Origin of the sequence: Mucilaginibacter corticis (genome assembly GCF_007558865.1) — a bacterium.
Lineage (GTDB): Bacteria > Bacteroidota > Bacteroidia > Sphingobacteriales > Sphingobacteriaceae > Mucilaginibacter > Mucilaginibacter corticis.
In genome coordinates this window covers 66,099-79,321 of the sequence record NZ_VLPK01000006.1, presented here as the reverse complement: position 1 = coordinate 79,321, position 13,223 = coordinate 66,099, and the positions used below count along the sequence as shown (strand labels likewise).

Here is a 13,223-nt window from a genome sequence, read left to right as displayed (position 1 = left end):
TTATAGCGGTAGCGTAAACCAAAAGCTGCTGCCTTGACCAGGTTTACTTTCTACGCCGATCTTGCCGCCATGCTTTTCAATGATCTCCGCGCTGATGTATAAACCCAGGCCCAGGCCGGAAAGCTCACCGCCGCTGCGGTCGGCCTGGTAGTAGCGTTCAAAAATATGGCTGACTTTATCGGCAGGGATGCCCGGTCCCTGGTCGGTGACGCTTATTTTAACCGCATGGGTTTGCTGCTCGACCTGGAGGATGATCCGGCGGGATTGCGGCGCGTATTTGACCGCATTATTGAGCAGGTTGACCAATACCTGGTCGATCTGCTGTTCATCGGCGGTAACTTGGAGTTCCAGATCGCCTTGCTGAATAATTTCATGGCTGCCGGCCGAAAGGATGTGCTGGCAGCAGCCCCGGAGCAGGTTCCCGATAGCAAAGGTGGTTTTATGGACCGGGAAACGGCCCTGGCTGATGCGGTTGGTATTCAGCAAACTGGTGATCAGGTCGCTGAGCTTATTCAGGCTGCGGTTGGCTTGCCCTAATAATTTGGCCAGTACCTCCGGCCTGATGTTGCCTTGCATCCGGTCGAGTAATTGCAGCGCGGCTTTGAGCGAGGTGACGGGCGTACGCAGCTCATGGCTGGCTACGCTGATAAAGTCTTCTTTTTGTTGTAATTGCTTGCGGCGACTGGTCACATCCGTGAAGCTGATAATGCCACCATCGCGAAGCGGGGCGGCATTAATCGATATGTATATTTTTTCCTGGTCTGACTGTACAATAGCGATTTCCTGGTCGAATACCGGCTGCCCTGTTCGCATCACCACATACATCGGATGGTCTTCCCTTAACAGTGGCGTTCCGTCCAGCCGTTCGTTATGCCATTTGGTATCATTATAATCGCGTTCCTTGAATTGTTCTTCCGAAATGCCCATGATCTGCTGCGCCATGGGATTCGCATAGGTAGGCTGTCCCGCAGCATTGACGATCACAACGCCCTCTGCCATCGTATCCAGGATACTTTGCAAACGCTGTTCGTTCGCTTCCAGCGTTTTCCGCGCCAGTACTTGTGCCGTCACTTCGACCGCCACATCCATCACACCGATAATTTTCCCCTTATCGAGTAAGGGCCGGTAACTGAAATTAAAATACCGCGTTTCCACCACGCCATTGGTTTTGATCGGCACCGGTGCTTCGTTGCCGTCGGAAGCCTCGCCCGTCTGAAAAACATGAAAAAGCTGGTCGACGGCCGGTGCACCTTTAATTTCCGGTAAGCCTTCCAGCAGCGGTTTACCGATGAGCGAAGCGTCTTTTCCTAAAATCTCCAGCATGGCCTGGTTGACCAGGTCGATCACCATATCCGGCCCGCGGAAAACCAGTATCGCTACCGGTGCCTGTTCGACCAGCCGTTTAAAATCGGTTTCGGATTCCTGCAAACGCAGGTTGAGCAAATGAATATTTTTATTGGAAAGCAGCAGTTCGCTGTTTAATCTCGATAAATCTGTATTAACGGTCTGCATGTCGAGATTCGAACTTGTCAGTTTTTTGTTCAGCGCGCCCATCTCGTTCCGGGCTTTTGCCTGTATCGTATTTTCAACCACCCAAACCGCGATCTTGACCACTATTCCCTTTTCATCCTTAATGGGATTATAGACGAAGGTTACCACCACCTGTTCTTCTCTGCCATTGCGGATCAGGGTCATTTCCACCTCGTTGGCATAATAGGGCTCGCCCGTCAGCGCCACATTTTTCAGGGCATCCTCGTACAGTTCCCGCACTTCAGCAAAAGGCTCCCAGTAAAATTTACCGATGATCGTCTCCCTGGGCTTACCCGCAACTTCGAGGAATTTATCATTCAGCAGTTCGGCTACCATTGTTGTGGCATCCAGCAGGCAAATGCCGATTGGCGCTTGCAGTACCATATTTTGAAGGTTTTGAAAGTCGGTTTGCTGCATTTTGGCGGGCCTGGTTTACTTCCAAAGTTAAAAATATAAATTAGAAGTAGAATATCACCCCGTTTTATTTTTGCCGGTATGTCGTGCCAGGACGAACGACTGCCTTAAAAACAGGGCTACACCAGCTGCGCTTTTATTTTGGAAAGCAAAACATCGAGGTCGAATGGCTTGGTCATGAAATCATTTGGCGCACCCTGCTGGTGCAGCGTTGCAGCCAGGTCATGGGTGCCCGAGATCAGGATCACCGGGATGTGACTGGTCTCCGGCCTTTCCTTTAAGTGCCTGCAAATGACCCATCCATCCAGGTCGGCCAGCATCACATCCATCAAAATCAGGGCCGGATCGAACTGCTCAATGGCCGCTGCAACCTGGTGGCCATCGGCAAGCACCTTTACCTCATAAGCATCTTCCGTTAAAATGTAAGTTAAAATATCCAAAATATGCTGATCATCATCCAGCACCAATATCCGCTTGCCCATAGTCTGTAAGATTAGTTCTAAGCAGTACAGACGAATACGGTGCCACGATCCGGCAACCGCCCTGATACTTCCTATTCAAACTAATCTTCAATGCGGCTGTTCAACAGGCGTGAAGATCGCAAGTTATAACATCAATGGCATTAATGGCCGGTTGACCAACCTGCTCCGCTGGCTGGAAGAGGCCGGGCCGGATGTCGTTTGTTTGCAGGAACTTAAATGCACCGACCAGGCTTTTCCCGAAAACGTCCTGAAAGAATTTGGCTACAACGCCATCTGGCAGGGCCAGCAAAGCTGGAACGGGGTAGCGATCCTATCCAAACACGAAATCAAAGAAACGCGGCGGGGTTTGGATGGTGATGAAAATGATACCCATAGCCGTTATATTGAAGCCTTTATCAATGGGGTGGTGATCGGTTGTTTGTATTTGCCGAACGGCAACCCTTACCCGGGGCCGAAGTTTGATTACAAACTGGAGTGGATGCGGCGGCTGATGGCGCATACACGCAAGTTGTCAGCATTTGATCTGCCGGTGGCGCTGGTAGGGGATTATAATGTGATGCCGACGGAACTGGATACCTACAAGCCTGAAAAATACCGCAATAATGCGCTGTTTCGAAAAGAATCTCGGGAACTGTTTGGTTTGTTACTGGAGCAGGGCTGGACAGATGCGATTCGGACGCTTTATCCCGATCAACGAATTTATACCTTTTGGGATTATTTGCGGGATGCTTATGGCCGGAATGCCGGGCTGCGGCTGGATCATTTTTTATTAAATACGCAATTAAAGGATAAATTGGTCAAGGGCGCGGTGGATGCGGATGTGCGGGGCTGGCCCCACAGCAGCGATCATGCCCCGGTCTGGATCGAATTAAACGTCTGATATAACAGACCACTGACAGCCATTGTTTAGCGCGTAGATTTGTTTTAAGTAGTGCACGCCATCTATGGCCGCAATCGCAATCCACCGTAATAGTACGTTCCCAGTAGGACCAACACAACAAGCGTTAAAAAAAAGTAGATTGATTTCATAGTAAATAGCTTTGGGACGTTTTAATTTTTGACAAAAAACTTATGGAGACATTTATAGCAGCGATATCTGTCAAATGGTAACCAGTATAAAAACCGCTCAAATAGTTCGCCCCGTGGAATTTTGCGGTAGGTGATGGCATCACATTTCGGACAATGGACGTGTTCCTGATAATGATTGTTAATGTCTGACATTTCTTTTATATAAATGTCTCCTTAGTACAATCCGGTGATCTTTATGTTTTTAGCTGCCGATAATAATTTTTAGTATCAGTGATAAGCTGTAAAATAACGCGCCGGTATGGAATGGGCGCGGCAGAGCGCGATGCCCGGGTGGGCGAAATCCCTGCATACCCCGGCTTGTTGCGTAACGGTATCATAGGCAGAGATTTCTACGTTCGAAAACCCAATGCGGTATTTCACATTGGTAGGGATCCAGTCTACAATGGGCATTAAAACTGACCTGCCCAGTCGTCGTCGCTGTTTCGGGTATAAAACAACGAGGCAAACCACAATAATGCACAAGTCAGCAAAGTGTTACGATGTTCCAATTGATGTCCGTGCCCGGTCAGCAATAAAATAGTATCAAGGCAAAGCACACCCATTACAACAGCTAAAAGCAATAACCGGAGTATATATACTTTATCGTTCATACCATTTCCTTCAGGTTTTTTAAACGGAACACTTCACGCGCGATCAGTTTACAGTTCGCGCCTAACTCGTCCAGGGTACAACAAATCGTTTTTATTCTTACCGGGAGTTCGTTAACCGTTTCCATCAGGTCGATGTGCAGCAGGCAATTGTCCTTCATGTCAGCGCTGCCTTTCAATTGAGCGAAGAGGCCATAAGCTACATCACGGTCGTTGCCGAAAAAATACTGGCCGTAGTCCGTAAAACCCTGCGGTGTTTTCAGGCTGAGCAAGATATAAAATCGTGTTTTCATAGCGTGTAAAATTGGAAAAGCTCCTGCATAAGCAGGAGCCTCTCTGGTCAGAAACTATTATCGCACTTATTTAATTTCGATCTGACGGCGAACCGCTTTGGCTTCTTCGCGTTTAGCGATATCAATGCGCAGGATGCCATCGGTGTAAGCGGCCTTGATATTAGCATGGTCGGCACTTTCTGTCAGCGTGAATGAACGCACGAACGAGCTATAGCTATATTCGCGTTTACTGTAGTTCTTTTGATTGTCCTGTTGATCAGCACTTTTTTCCACCGAAATGCTCAGCTGATTACGTTCCAGGTTCAGTTTGAAATCCTCTTTTTTCAAGCCCGGCGCTGCCAGTTCCACATGATAGTTGTTCTCGCTTTCGCTAATGTTCACTGCGGGAACACGGGTGATCATGCGGTCGCTGAAAAAAGTGTCGTTAAAGATGGAATCAAAAACATCACTAAAGCCTGGCATTAATGTGTTGTTACGGTTGTTGTTGAATTTAACTAAGGTCATGGCCTTCTCTTTTAAAAGTTAACAATAAAATTAATTAAACTAATGCCCAGACAACAAACCCTGTGCCAGCCGGTTAACGCGGAAAAAATTGCAGTTTCCCGCTGAAAATTTTTCAGCGCCGGTGTCAAATTTTCAGGTGCCGCCGTCCCGAATAAAAACCCTAACTTGCATTTACTTTGGGGTATAACCATCAAGCTTAAGTTATGGATGTTGCTGTTGCCGGGTCGGTTTTGATACTTATTGCTTCAGTGTTTTTATGCTCGGATCAATTCTTTAAAAGCGCAGGGATGGTTAGCCATATCAAAATCGTATTACTCATGATTCACATACTTAGATCGGGCAGATCATAATTAATTCGTTTTTTACTTTAATTCCAATAATTGCACGGTTACATCTGTCCCCGAAAATTGAAGTGATGGCTGATAAGTTTTTGATAATTCCTGTACAAGACGGGCATCCGGGCTGACACGGTAATACCAGGCCGGAGAATCTATCATATCACCTATATCTGTGATAAACTCGGTATTGTAAACCAGCCAAACCCTTTTTGCCTTTTTAAATTTATTAAAATCGGGGCTAAGGTTGTGATAATAGTCGGCGTAATCTTTTGACTTTAGCCTTTGGTCGGTACCCTCAATGGCGTTATACTTAAAATTGTACATCAGCTTATAAAGCCTGTAACCTGATAAATTATTCCAGTATACATAAACCGCGTCGCCTGGTTGGTAATGTTGATCTATGTAAGTTAAGGCCTCACGCTGGTAAGATTTTTTATGCGAGTAGAAAAACTGTGGTTTAAGCAGGTAATAGGGATAATCCGAAGCCATTGATCATCTCGTTCCGGAATTGCATACAATCAATTCCGAAAAACTTTGACCGTCTTAATTCATTGATTATAATATGAATTTTTTCCACAGTAATTACACAAATTGGTAGTCTATATCTTACGAAATCGTATGGTCAAGCTATCCGGAATATCCAACGAAGGATCGCGTGATCTTTGATTTAATCCCCTATTTTCGTAGCTTAAATTAAATATAGTTCAGAAAATTATGAAAGCAGAAGCGACAAATGCGGAAAAATTCATATCTGCCATGTACAATTTGAGCAGTGCGATAAAAACTGAATCCGAGCATTGTTGCAAGCTCTGCGGTAATCTAAATGAGAAAGAATTATTCATTATCGATTTTATAGGCGGAAAAAAAAGTGTCAAAATGAGTGACATCGCAGACTTTCTGCAAGCTCCCCTGAGCACACTAACCACTATCGTCGATAAGCTGGTCGCCAATAAATTCCTCTTACGCTATAATTCTAGTGATGACCGGCGGGTCGTAAAAGTTGAGCTTGACCGGAAAGGAAAGGCATCCTATAAAGAATTCAACAACCAGAAGGAGATCATGGCCAATAAGGTCTTAGGCCATTTGAGCGAAGTAGAACAAGGAATTCTGATCACTAATCTCATGCAGCTCACCGCTTCGATGAACAAGTGATTTTTTAGTTGAATATTAAGAAGTCCGGACAGTTTTTAAATACAAGTAATGTCATTTGAATCTAAAAAAAATGATTCATATTAGAATACTATTTCGATATCCGTACTATTGCATAATCGAAATATAAATATGAACGAAAGTATTTTAATTACCGGCGCGAATGCCGGGCTAGGTAAAGAAGCTGCCCGCCAGTTGGCCTTAAAAAAAGAAACCAAAAAGGTCATTCTTTTCTGCAGAAACCAGGTAAAAGCCGAGTTAGCAAAAAAAGACTTGGAGGCGCAAACGGGAAAGAAGATCTTTGAGATCTTGATAGGCGATGTTTCGGATGCAGGTTCGGTAAGAAATGCCGTAGAAAAAATAAAGGAACCTATCGATGCCGTAATTTTAAATGCAGGTGGAATGGTTGGAAAGACTGCTTCGCAAATCACCCCTTCCGGTATGAATCAATTGGCCGCCACGAATATCTTAGGTAATGTTGTGTTAGTTGAAGAATTGATCAAGCGTGATCTGTTAGGAAAAACGGTGTTATTCGTAAGTGCCGAAGCAGTACCGGGCGTAAAAAGCCTTGGCATGAAACCGGTTGCCATGAAGAATTCTTCTATTAATGAATTTGCCGGCGTTTTGGATGGTTCCTATTTCGGCAAACATTTCGATGTAACGCAGGCTTACGGCTACGTGAAATATGCTGGAACGATGTGGGCCTTAGCCATGGCCAGAAAACATCCCGACCTCAAATTTGTGGTGATGAGTCCCGGGAACACCAAAGGAACAGGGGCTCCGGACAGTTTGCCTGCGCCTATGCGCTTTATGCTGAAATATATCATGATGCCTATTGTGTTTCCTTTATTAGGAGACATGGTGCATAGCTTGGAAACAGGGGTAAAACGCCTGGTAGATGGCGTTTCGGACGATCGGTATAAAAGCGGCGTTTTTTATGCAAGCAGAGAAGGTAAGTTATCAGGCGATGTCGTTGACCAAAGCACTTTCTACACGGATCTGAAAAATACTACCTATCAGGATAACGCCGATATAGCTATTCACCGGTTCATCAGATAAGCTTGAAAGAAATTATCTCCAACTGTAAAAAGGCGACGTTTCTGATCGAGAAAAAACAGATCGGCGGCATCACTATGCGCGAGGAGATGGCATTACAACTTCACCTGGCCTGTTGTTCCTTATGCCGGGTTTACGAACAACAAAGCATCATGATCAATGACTTGATTCATAAATTTCAGTTCATCAAGGTAACACAACTTGACGACGATCTTAAAAAGGAAATGCAAAAACAAATTGCAGCAAGCCTGGAAAAAATTAATTAAAAACATGCAAATCAAAAGAATCATTACGGCAGAAGGCCAAAACGGCGTAGCCACTAGGACGGATAGCTTCGACACCTCCGCCATTGACTTCCTCACCAATCTCTGGGGATTCGACCGGGTTCCCGATCTGCCGGTCAGGCAGGAGGAAGTTTTAGGCGAATTCCAGAAATTAGGCATTTTTGGCCCGCCCGGCAGTATGCGGATTGACCTGTTTACGCTCCCGCCTGAAACGGAAAAAGGGCCGGGCGAACTCAGGACCTCAGGCCCGATCGATATGGGTACGCCGGCAATGATTCCCGGCGAGGGCGAAGGGATGCACCGCACGGACAGTATCGACCTCGCCATAGTTCTCGGTGGCGAAGTTACCGCCGGATACCCCGGCGAAGATGGCAAATTACACGAAGTAATGATGACCACCGGGGACCTGATGGTAACGAACGGAACGTTTCACAGCTGGCGTAACCGGTCCGGCCATGATTGCACAATCCTATTTGTCGTTTTCGGCGCCGTGCGCAAGACGGCCTGACAAAAATGAAAAAACATAAAGATAAAGTTGCCGTCATCACCGGAGGAAATAGCGGCATCGGTTATGGAATAGCAAAGGAACTGATCGCGCAAGGGGCCGAAGTAGTGATCACCGGCAGAAGTCAAAACGCTGTTAAAGAAGCTGAGCAGACATTAGGCCCGGGCACCACAGGTATTGTCGCCGACCAATCAAATATCGCAGACTTAAGCCAACTGGCAGATCAAATAAAGAAACAATTCGGGCACGTTGATATGCTGGTCATTAAAGCAGGCATCATGTATATGTCATCTATTGAGGAAACAACTGAAGCGCAATTCGATGAAATCATGGATGTGAATTTTAAGGGTGCCTTTTTCACCTTGCAGAAATTTTTACCGCTCATGGAAAGTGGTGCTTCCGTGATCTTCATATTAGCACTCAGCGCTACACAGGGTACGCAAAACAGGTCCGTATACAGCGCCAGCAAAGCGGCGCTGAAATCATTGGCAAGGGTTGCCGCCATTGAATTAGCGCCTAAAGGCATCCGTGTAAATGCCATTTCGCCCGGGCCGTTCAGCACGCCGATTTTTGGAAAAAGCGGTGCCCCGGCTGCCGCACTTGAAAAATTTGCGGATACGATATCCCAGAAAGTCTTATTGAAAAGGTACGGGGAACCCGGTGAGATCGGAAAACTGGTGTCATTTCTTTCCTCTCAAGATGCCTCCTATATCACCGGAGGTGATTATGTCATCGACGGCGGTATGTCCATCAACGTTAGTTGACAAAGTACACACATGAGAATTATCCACAAGCCGCACCGCGCAGCTTTCTTTTCAACATCGATTGTCTGGACTTCAAATATAACTTAGTTTTATCCTGTATTTTTTATATATCAGGATTTTAACAATACCTCTGCTAAATACGATGCTATAATAGCCATTTGTAAAGGCTTTTCTTAAAGAAAACCCATGATTACGGCACTTCCTGGCGCATCCTGCTACCGGAATCCATCACCGATCAGGTGTTTATCAAAGCGCAGCGTATCCGCACGTTGGAAGAGATAAAATTAGCCAGGGTCGATGAAGATGTTACCGGGGAATACATTGGTATCGTCGACTATTGCCTAATTGTTATGATGCAACTGGAATCGGGTAGTGATACGCCTATGGAACTTCCAGAAGATAAAGTTAGCCAATGGTACGACGACAAGGCACGGGAAACCAAAGAATTATGGCTTTAGCAAAGAAAACATTAACTGTAATCACTTCAGTTCATATGACTCGCGAATATATTTGAACAGGCCGGGCCGCAGGTCTTCCGTTGTGGTCAGCCGGATATGGTTAGCAAATTTCCGGCCTACAGCCACGCTTTTGATAACAGGTTTCTCCGGGTGTGCTACTGCCGAATAGAATTTAATGTCCAGCCATTTTTTCATGGGCCGGATGATGAGGAAACCGACGCGCCGGGTAAAGACGATGCAGTTCGGGGTCACACCGATAAGCACTTTTGGCCAGTCGGCCACTTCTGCCAATATCTTATCAAATACCAATACCAGCTCCGGTGAACGTCCTTCAAATAAGCTATCCAGGCTGACCCGCCGGCAATAATGCCGGTAGTCAGCCCAGGGAAGTTCACGGTCACATTTCGGGCAGGTCCAGCTCATTTATGCTTCGTGCGGCGCCTGTTGGTGCTGTACGATATCCTCCAGCTCATCCAGGCCCGTTTTATGCTTTTTCTTTTTCTTTTGTTTGTTTTTGAGGTAATCCTGGGCGTGCTCGTGGCGGTAAGCTTCTGCCTCGGCAGCACGTTTGCCGCGCAGATAGAACCAGATACCTGCACCGGCCGCTAAGGCTCCGGCAACGATGGCGCCGACGATGAGGCCGGTATTATTTTCTTTATGGAATGGGTTTTTCATAGGAGCTATTTTGTTAGTGCAACAAGCGCCGGGACTTTTAGTTGTGCAAATATTGAATTAAGACAATTCTTTAGTTACAAGTTAAAACTATACCGGAATAAGCTTGTTAATCAGGTACATCTAAAATCAATCAAAACTATGGCAACAAGAGGGACAAAAGTGGAAAGGCATTCGGTATCCGAGCAACCACATGAATTGAAATACGAAGCAAAGAAAACGGGAACAACGCCTAAGAAGGTGGAAGACGCCAAAAAGGCTGCGGGCAGCAATCAACGATCAGCGGTCGAAAAAAAGATCAAATAGTAAGTAATTGTGATTAATTGCATGAGCCCCGAAAGGGGCTTTGTTGTCAGGAGATCAAAGTAAAAAAAAACGGGATGGGCTTAAAGGAATACGTCAAGAAAAGGGATTTTGAAAAGACCGCGGAACCCAAAGCCGGGGCCAGCAAGGATAAAGACCATTTGATTTTCGTGGTGCAGAAGCATGATGCCTCGCGTCTGCATTATGACTTCCGGCTGGAAATGGACGGCGTACTCAAAAGCTGGGCCGTGCCGAAAGGCCCCAGCCTGGACCCGAAAGTAAAGCACCTTGCCATGATGGTCGAAGATCATCCATTCGACTACCTCAACTTCGAAGGTATCATTCCCAAAGGCGAATACGGTGGCGGCACGGTGATCGTTTGGGACGAAGGTACCTATGAACCGATCGAACCGATCAAAGGCAAGAAAGCCCAGGAAAAACATTTACTCAAGCAACTGGCCTCAGGTCAGCTGAAGATCAAACTGCACGGTGAAAAACTCAACGGTGAATTCGCCATGGTCAAAACCCACGGCATGGGTGAGAACGGCTGGCTGATGATCAAGCACAAAGACGAATTTGCGACCAGCGAGGATATCACAAAAAAAGATAAGTCTGTACTCTCTGGTAAAACCATCGAAACCATGGAAAAGACCAGTGAAAAGGTCTGGCAGCATGGGCATGAAGAAGATGTGGTACCTGACCAGGAACTGGCTGAAGAAGTAGAAACAGCAGAACCGGAAACCACTAAAGCAGATGTTGCAAAAATTTTAAAGGCAGCTCCTAAATCCAAAGTACCGGCCAATATCAAACCCATGAAAGCCACGCTTGTTGACGAGCCTTTTGACGAGCCGGGCTGGGTCTTTGAAGTTAAATGGGACGGTTACCGCGCCATTGCCAATATCCAAAAGGATGAGGTTTCGCTCATCTCCCGCAACAACCTGCCCTTTGAGAAATATTACCCCATCAACGATGCGCTCAAAAAATGGGGCATGAACGCAGTGCTCGACGGCGAGCTGCTGGTATTGAATGACAAAGGCATCTCCGATTTCGGTGCTATGCAGAACTGGCGCAGCGAAGCCGACGGCAACCTCGTATTCTATATCTTCGACATTTTATGGTACGAAGGCAAAAACCTGATGGGCCTGCCCCTAAGCGATCGCCAGGCAATCTTACAATCCATTTTACCAACTGACAACGATCATATCCGCCAGAGCAAAGTATTTGATGCGAATGGCATTGACTTCTTTGCGGCCGCCGAACGCATGGGCCTGGAAGGCATCATCGCCAAAAAAGCCGACAGCGTTTATACCTCCGACCTGCGTTCTAAAGAGTGGCTGAAAGTTAAAGTACAAAGGCGGCAGGAAGTGGTGATCGCGGGCTTCACTAAAAATGAAGGCACCGGCAAGTCCTTCAGCGCTTTGGTACTCGGGGTCTATGACGCCAAAGGCGACCTGCAATTTGTGGGTAAGGTAGGCACGGGTTTTTCCGATAAGCTGCAAAAGGAAATGATGGCCCAATTCGAGCCGCTCATCACCAAAGACAGCCCATTTGACTATGAGGTAGATGTCGATAAACCGACGCGCTTCCGCCCCAAACGCATGGGCGCCCAGCCAACCTGGCTCAAACCCGAACTGGTTTGCGAAGTCGGATTTGCCGAGGTAACTAGCGATGGCGTATTCAGGCAAGCTTCCTTTAAGGGCATGCGTACCGATAAAAAAGCCAAAGACGTGGTTTTGGAAACACCGGTGGATACGGAAGAAACGGTAGCCGAATCTGATGCTGCCGAACCAGCCAAAAAGGAAACATCCAAAACGAAGAAAGCAGATCTGAAACTGGAACCGGTAAAAAGCACCGGGCGCAAAACGCTGCTCAATCCGACCGAAGATACCCAAACCAAAAAGATCTGTGGTCACGAACTCAAATTCAACCATGTCACCAAACTCTATTGGCCCGAGGATAAAGTGACCAAGGGCGATATGCTCAATTATTACTATAAGGTCGGTGAATACATGATGCCGTATTTGAAAGACCGGCCCATGTCGCTCAACCGCTTTCCCGGTGGTATCCACGGCCAAAGCTTTTACCAGAAAAACGTCACCGATAAAGCACCCGATTGGGCTAAAACCTTCGACCATGTGACCGATGAAGGTAAAGTGACCAAATACCTGGTCGGCACAGACGAAGCTAGTTTATTATGGATGAACTCCCTGGGTTGCATCGAGATCAACCCCTGGTTCAGCCGGGCCGAAACACCGGACAATCCCGATTATTGCGTAATCGATCTGGACCCGGATAAACATACCTATGACCAGGTGGTGGAAGCGGCTCGCATCGCCAAAGATATTCTGGACTCGATCGATGTGCCCAGTTTCCCGAAAACTTCGGGCTCGACCGGCATGCACATCTATGTCCCGCTGGCCGGTAAATACACTTATCAGCAAAGCCAGCTCTTTGCCAATATCATCGTTAAACATGTCCACGAACAGATACCGGACTATACCAGCCTGGAGCGCAGCATTGCCGCCCGCAAAGGCAAAATGTACCTGGACTATTTGCAGAACCGTCCGGGCGCCACTATTGCCGGGCCTTATTCCCTGCGCCCCAAACCCGGAGCGACGGTATCCATGCCATTGAGTTGGGATGAAGTAAAACCCGGCCTGACCATACAGCATTTCAACATCCATAACGCGCTTGACCGCCTCAAAGAGACCGGCGACCTTTTTCATGGAGTGCTGGGAGAGGGCATAGATTTGGCCAATACCTTAAAAAATGCACAAAGTGTGTTTAAGTAGCAA

18 protein-coding genes are annotated in these 13,223 nt (G+C 46.9%); 9 read left to right on the top strand and 9 right to left on the bottom strand.

The window, feature by feature from the left end; all coding sequences use genetic code 11:
- A complete protein-coding gene (locus FO440_RS22150) occupies positions 1-1,914 on the bottom strand; it encodes an ATP-binding protein (protein WP_262711511.1) in 1,914 nt (637 codons plus the stop codon).
- Positions 1,915-2,063: 149 nt separating this feature from the next.
- Positions 2,064-2,426: a response regulator gene (locus tag FO440_RS22145; RefSeq protein WP_144250501.1), complete on the bottom strand. Its 363-nt coding sequence runs from the start codon at positions 2,424-2,426 to the stop codon at positions 2,064-2,066.
- 109 nt (positions 2,427-2,535) lie between these two features.
- Here FO440_RS22145 and xth point away from each other — a divergent pair, with 109 nt between their 5' ends.
- Complete coding sequence (xth, locus tag FO440_RS22140; protein WP_144250500.1) at positions 2,536-3,306, top strand: exodeoxyribonuclease III; 771 nt, start codon at positions 2,536-2,538, stop codon at positions 3,304-3,306.
- Positions 3,307-3,722: 416 nt separating this feature from the next.
- On the opposite strand, the gene FO440_RS22135 is transcribed toward xth, so the two are convergent.
- The 5 genes from FO440_RS22135 to FO440_RS22115 form a co-directional block, all read right to left on the bottom strand.
- A complete protein-coding gene (locus FO440_RS22135) occupies positions 3,723-3,905 on the bottom strand; it encodes a transglutaminase-like domain-containing protein (RefSeq protein WP_144250499.1) in 183 nt (60 codons plus the stop codon).
- Positions 3,905-4,105 (bottom strand): hypothetical protein, encoded by a 201-nt coding sequence (locus FO440_RS22130; protein WP_144250498.1) that lies wholly within the window; start codon positions 4,103-4,105, stop codon positions 3,905-3,907. The genes FO440_RS22135 and FO440_RS22130 overlap by 1 nt, the downstream gene beginning before the upstream one ends.
- Entirely contained in the window at positions 4,102-4,395 is a 294-nt protein-coding gene (locus tag FO440_RS22125) for a hypothetical protein (RefSeq protein ID WP_144250497.1), read from the bottom strand. Before FO440_RS22125 ends, FO440_RS22130 begins: the two co-directional genes overlap by 4 nt.
- 66 nt (positions 4,396-4,461) lie before the next feature.
- The gene (locus FO440_RS22120) at positions 4,462-4,899 is read right to left on the bottom strand and encodes an Hsp20/alpha crystallin family protein (protein WP_144250496.1); all 438 of its coding nucleotides are present in this window, start codon (positions 4,897-4,899) and stop codon (positions 4,462-4,464) included.
- Between the two features lie 362 nt (positions 4,900-5,261).
- A complete protein-coding gene (locus FO440_RS22115; protein WP_144250495.1) occupies positions 5,262-5,726 on the bottom strand; it encodes a hypothetical protein in 465 nt (154 codons plus the stop codon).
- A 225-nt stretch (positions 5,727-5,951) separates the two neighbouring features.
- On the opposite strand from FO440_RS22115, the gene FO440_RS22110 reads away from it, so the two are divergent.
- The 6 genes from FO440_RS22110 to FO440_RS24940 all read left to right on the top strand — a co-directional run bounded on the left by FO440_RS22110 (position 5,952) and on the right by FO440_RS24940 (position 9,453).
- Positions 5,952-6,389: a MarR family winged helix-turn-helix transcriptional regulator gene (locus FO440_RS22110; RefSeq protein ID WP_144250494.1), complete on the top strand. Its 438-nt coding sequence runs from the start codon at positions 5,952-5,954 to the stop codon at positions 6,387-6,389.
- A 129-nt stretch (positions 6,390-6,518) separates the two neighbouring features.
- Positions 6,519-7,445 (top strand): SDR family NAD(P)-dependent oxidoreductase, encoded by a 927-nt coding sequence (locus FO440_RS22105; RefSeq protein ID WP_144250493.1) that lies wholly within the window; start codon positions 6,519-6,521, stop codon positions 7,443-7,445.
- Positions 7,446-7,447: 2 nt separating this feature from the next.
- Complete coding sequence (locus tag FO440_RS22100) at positions 7,448-7,708, top strand: hypothetical protein (RefSeq protein ID WP_246104297.1); 261 nt, start codon at positions 7,448-7,450, stop codon at positions 7,706-7,708.
- Positions 7,680-8,234: a cupin domain-containing protein gene (locus FO440_RS22095; protein ID WP_222104035.1), complete on the top strand. Its 555-nt coding sequence runs from the start codon at positions 7,680-7,682 to the stop codon at positions 8,232-8,234. The genes FO440_RS22100 and FO440_RS22095 overlap by 29 nt, the downstream gene beginning before the upstream one ends.
- Before the next feature lie 5 nt (positions 8,235-8,239).
- Positions 8,240-8,995 (top strand): SDR family oxidoreductase, encoded by a 756-nt coding sequence (locus FO440_RS22090; protein ID WP_144250490.1) that lies wholly within the window; start codon positions 8,240-8,242, stop codon positions 8,993-8,995.
- A 239-nt stretch (positions 8,996-9,234) separates the two neighbouring features.
- Positions 9,235-9,453, top strand: a complete 219-nt coding sequence (locus FO440_RS24940; RefSeq protein WP_246104296.1) for a DUF1599 domain-containing protein — start codon at positions 9,235-9,237, stop codon at positions 9,451-9,453.
- 21 nt (positions 9,454-9,474) lie between these two features.
- On the opposite strand, the gene FO440_RS22080 is transcribed toward FO440_RS24940, so the two are convergent.
- Together FO440_RS22080 and FO440_RS22075 are read right to left on the bottom strand one after the other, a co-directional pair.
- Positions 9,475-9,876 carry a DUF5655 domain-containing protein gene (locus tag FO440_RS22080; RefSeq protein WP_144250489.1) on the bottom strand — a complete coding sequence of 134 codons (402 nt, stop codon included), beginning with the start codon at positions 9,874-9,876 and terminating at the stop codon, positions 9,475-9,477.
- Entirely contained in the window at positions 9,877-10,128 is a 252-nt protein-coding gene (locus FO440_RS22075) for a hypothetical protein (protein ID WP_144250488.1), read from the bottom strand.
- Positions 10,129-10,266: 138 nt separating this feature from the next.
- Here FO440_RS22075 and FO440_RS22070 point away from each other — a divergent pair, with 138 nt between their 5' ends.
- Entirely contained in the window at positions 10,267-10,431 is a 165-nt protein-coding gene (locus FO440_RS22070) for a DUF3606 domain-containing protein (protein ID WP_144250487.1), read from the top strand.
- A gap of 74 nt (positions 10,432-10,505) precedes the next feature.
- The gene (gene ligD / locus FO440_RS22065; RefSeq protein WP_144250486.1) at positions 10,506-13,220 is read left to right on the top strand and encodes a DNA ligase D; all 2,715 of its coding nucleotides are present in this window, start codon (positions 10,506-10,508) and stop codon (positions 13,218-13,220) included.
- Positions 13,221-13,223 lie beyond the last annotated feature (3 nt).

Coding starts and splice junctions, on each gene's coding strand:
- FO440_RS22115 (WP_144250495.1), bottom strand. CDS start 5,726: ATGGCTTCGGATTATCCCTATTACCTGCTTAAACCACAGTTTTTCTAC.
- FO440_RS22150 (WP_262711511.1), bottom strand. CDS start 1,914: ATGGTACTGCAAGCGCCAATCGGCATTTGCCTGCTGGATGCCACAACA.
- FO440_RS22070 (WP_144250487.1), top strand. CDS start 10,267: ATGGCAACAAGAGGGACAAAAGTGGAAAGGCATTCGGTATCCGAGCAA.
- FO440_RS22105 (WP_144250493.1), top strand. CDS start 6,519: ATGAACGAAAGTATTTTAATTACCGGCGCGAATGCCGGGCTAGGTAAA.
- FO440_RS22090 (WP_144250490.1), top strand. CDS start 8,240: ATGAAAAAACATAAAGATAAAGTTGCCGTCATCACCGGAGGAAATAGC.
- FO440_RS22125 (WP_144250497.1), bottom strand. CDS start 4,395: ATGAAAACACGATTTTATATCTTGCTCAGCCTGAAAACACCGCAGGGT.
- FO440_RS22075 (WP_144250488.1), bottom strand. CDS start 10,128: ATGAAAAACCCATTCCATAAAGAAAATAATACCGGCCTCATCGTCGGC.
- FO440_RS22080 (WP_144250489.1), bottom strand. CDS start 9,876: ATGAGCTGGACCTGCCCGAAATGTGACCGTGAACTTCCCTGGGCTGAC.
- ligD (WP_144250486.1), top strand. CDS start 10,506: ATGGGCTTAAAGGAATACGTCAAGAAAAGGGATTTTGAAAAGACCGCG.
- FO440_RS22110 (WP_144250494.1), top strand. CDS start 5,952: ATGAAAGCAGAAGCGACAAATGCGGAAAAATTCATATCTGCCATGTAC.
- FO440_RS22135 (WP_144250499.1), bottom strand. CDS start 3,905: ATGCCCATTGTAGACTGGATCCCTACCAATGTGAAATACCGCATTGGG.
- FO440_RS22130 (WP_144250498.1), bottom strand. CDS start 4,105: ATGAACGATAAAGTATATATACTCCGGTTATTGCTTTTAGCTGTTGTA.
- FO440_RS22120 (WP_144250496.1), bottom strand. CDS start 4,899: ATGACCTTAGTTAAATTCAACAACAACCGTAACAACACATTAATGCCA.
- FO440_RS22145 (WP_144250501.1), bottom strand. CDS start 2,426: ATGGGCAAGCGGATATTGGTGCTGGATGATGATCAGCATATTTTGGAT.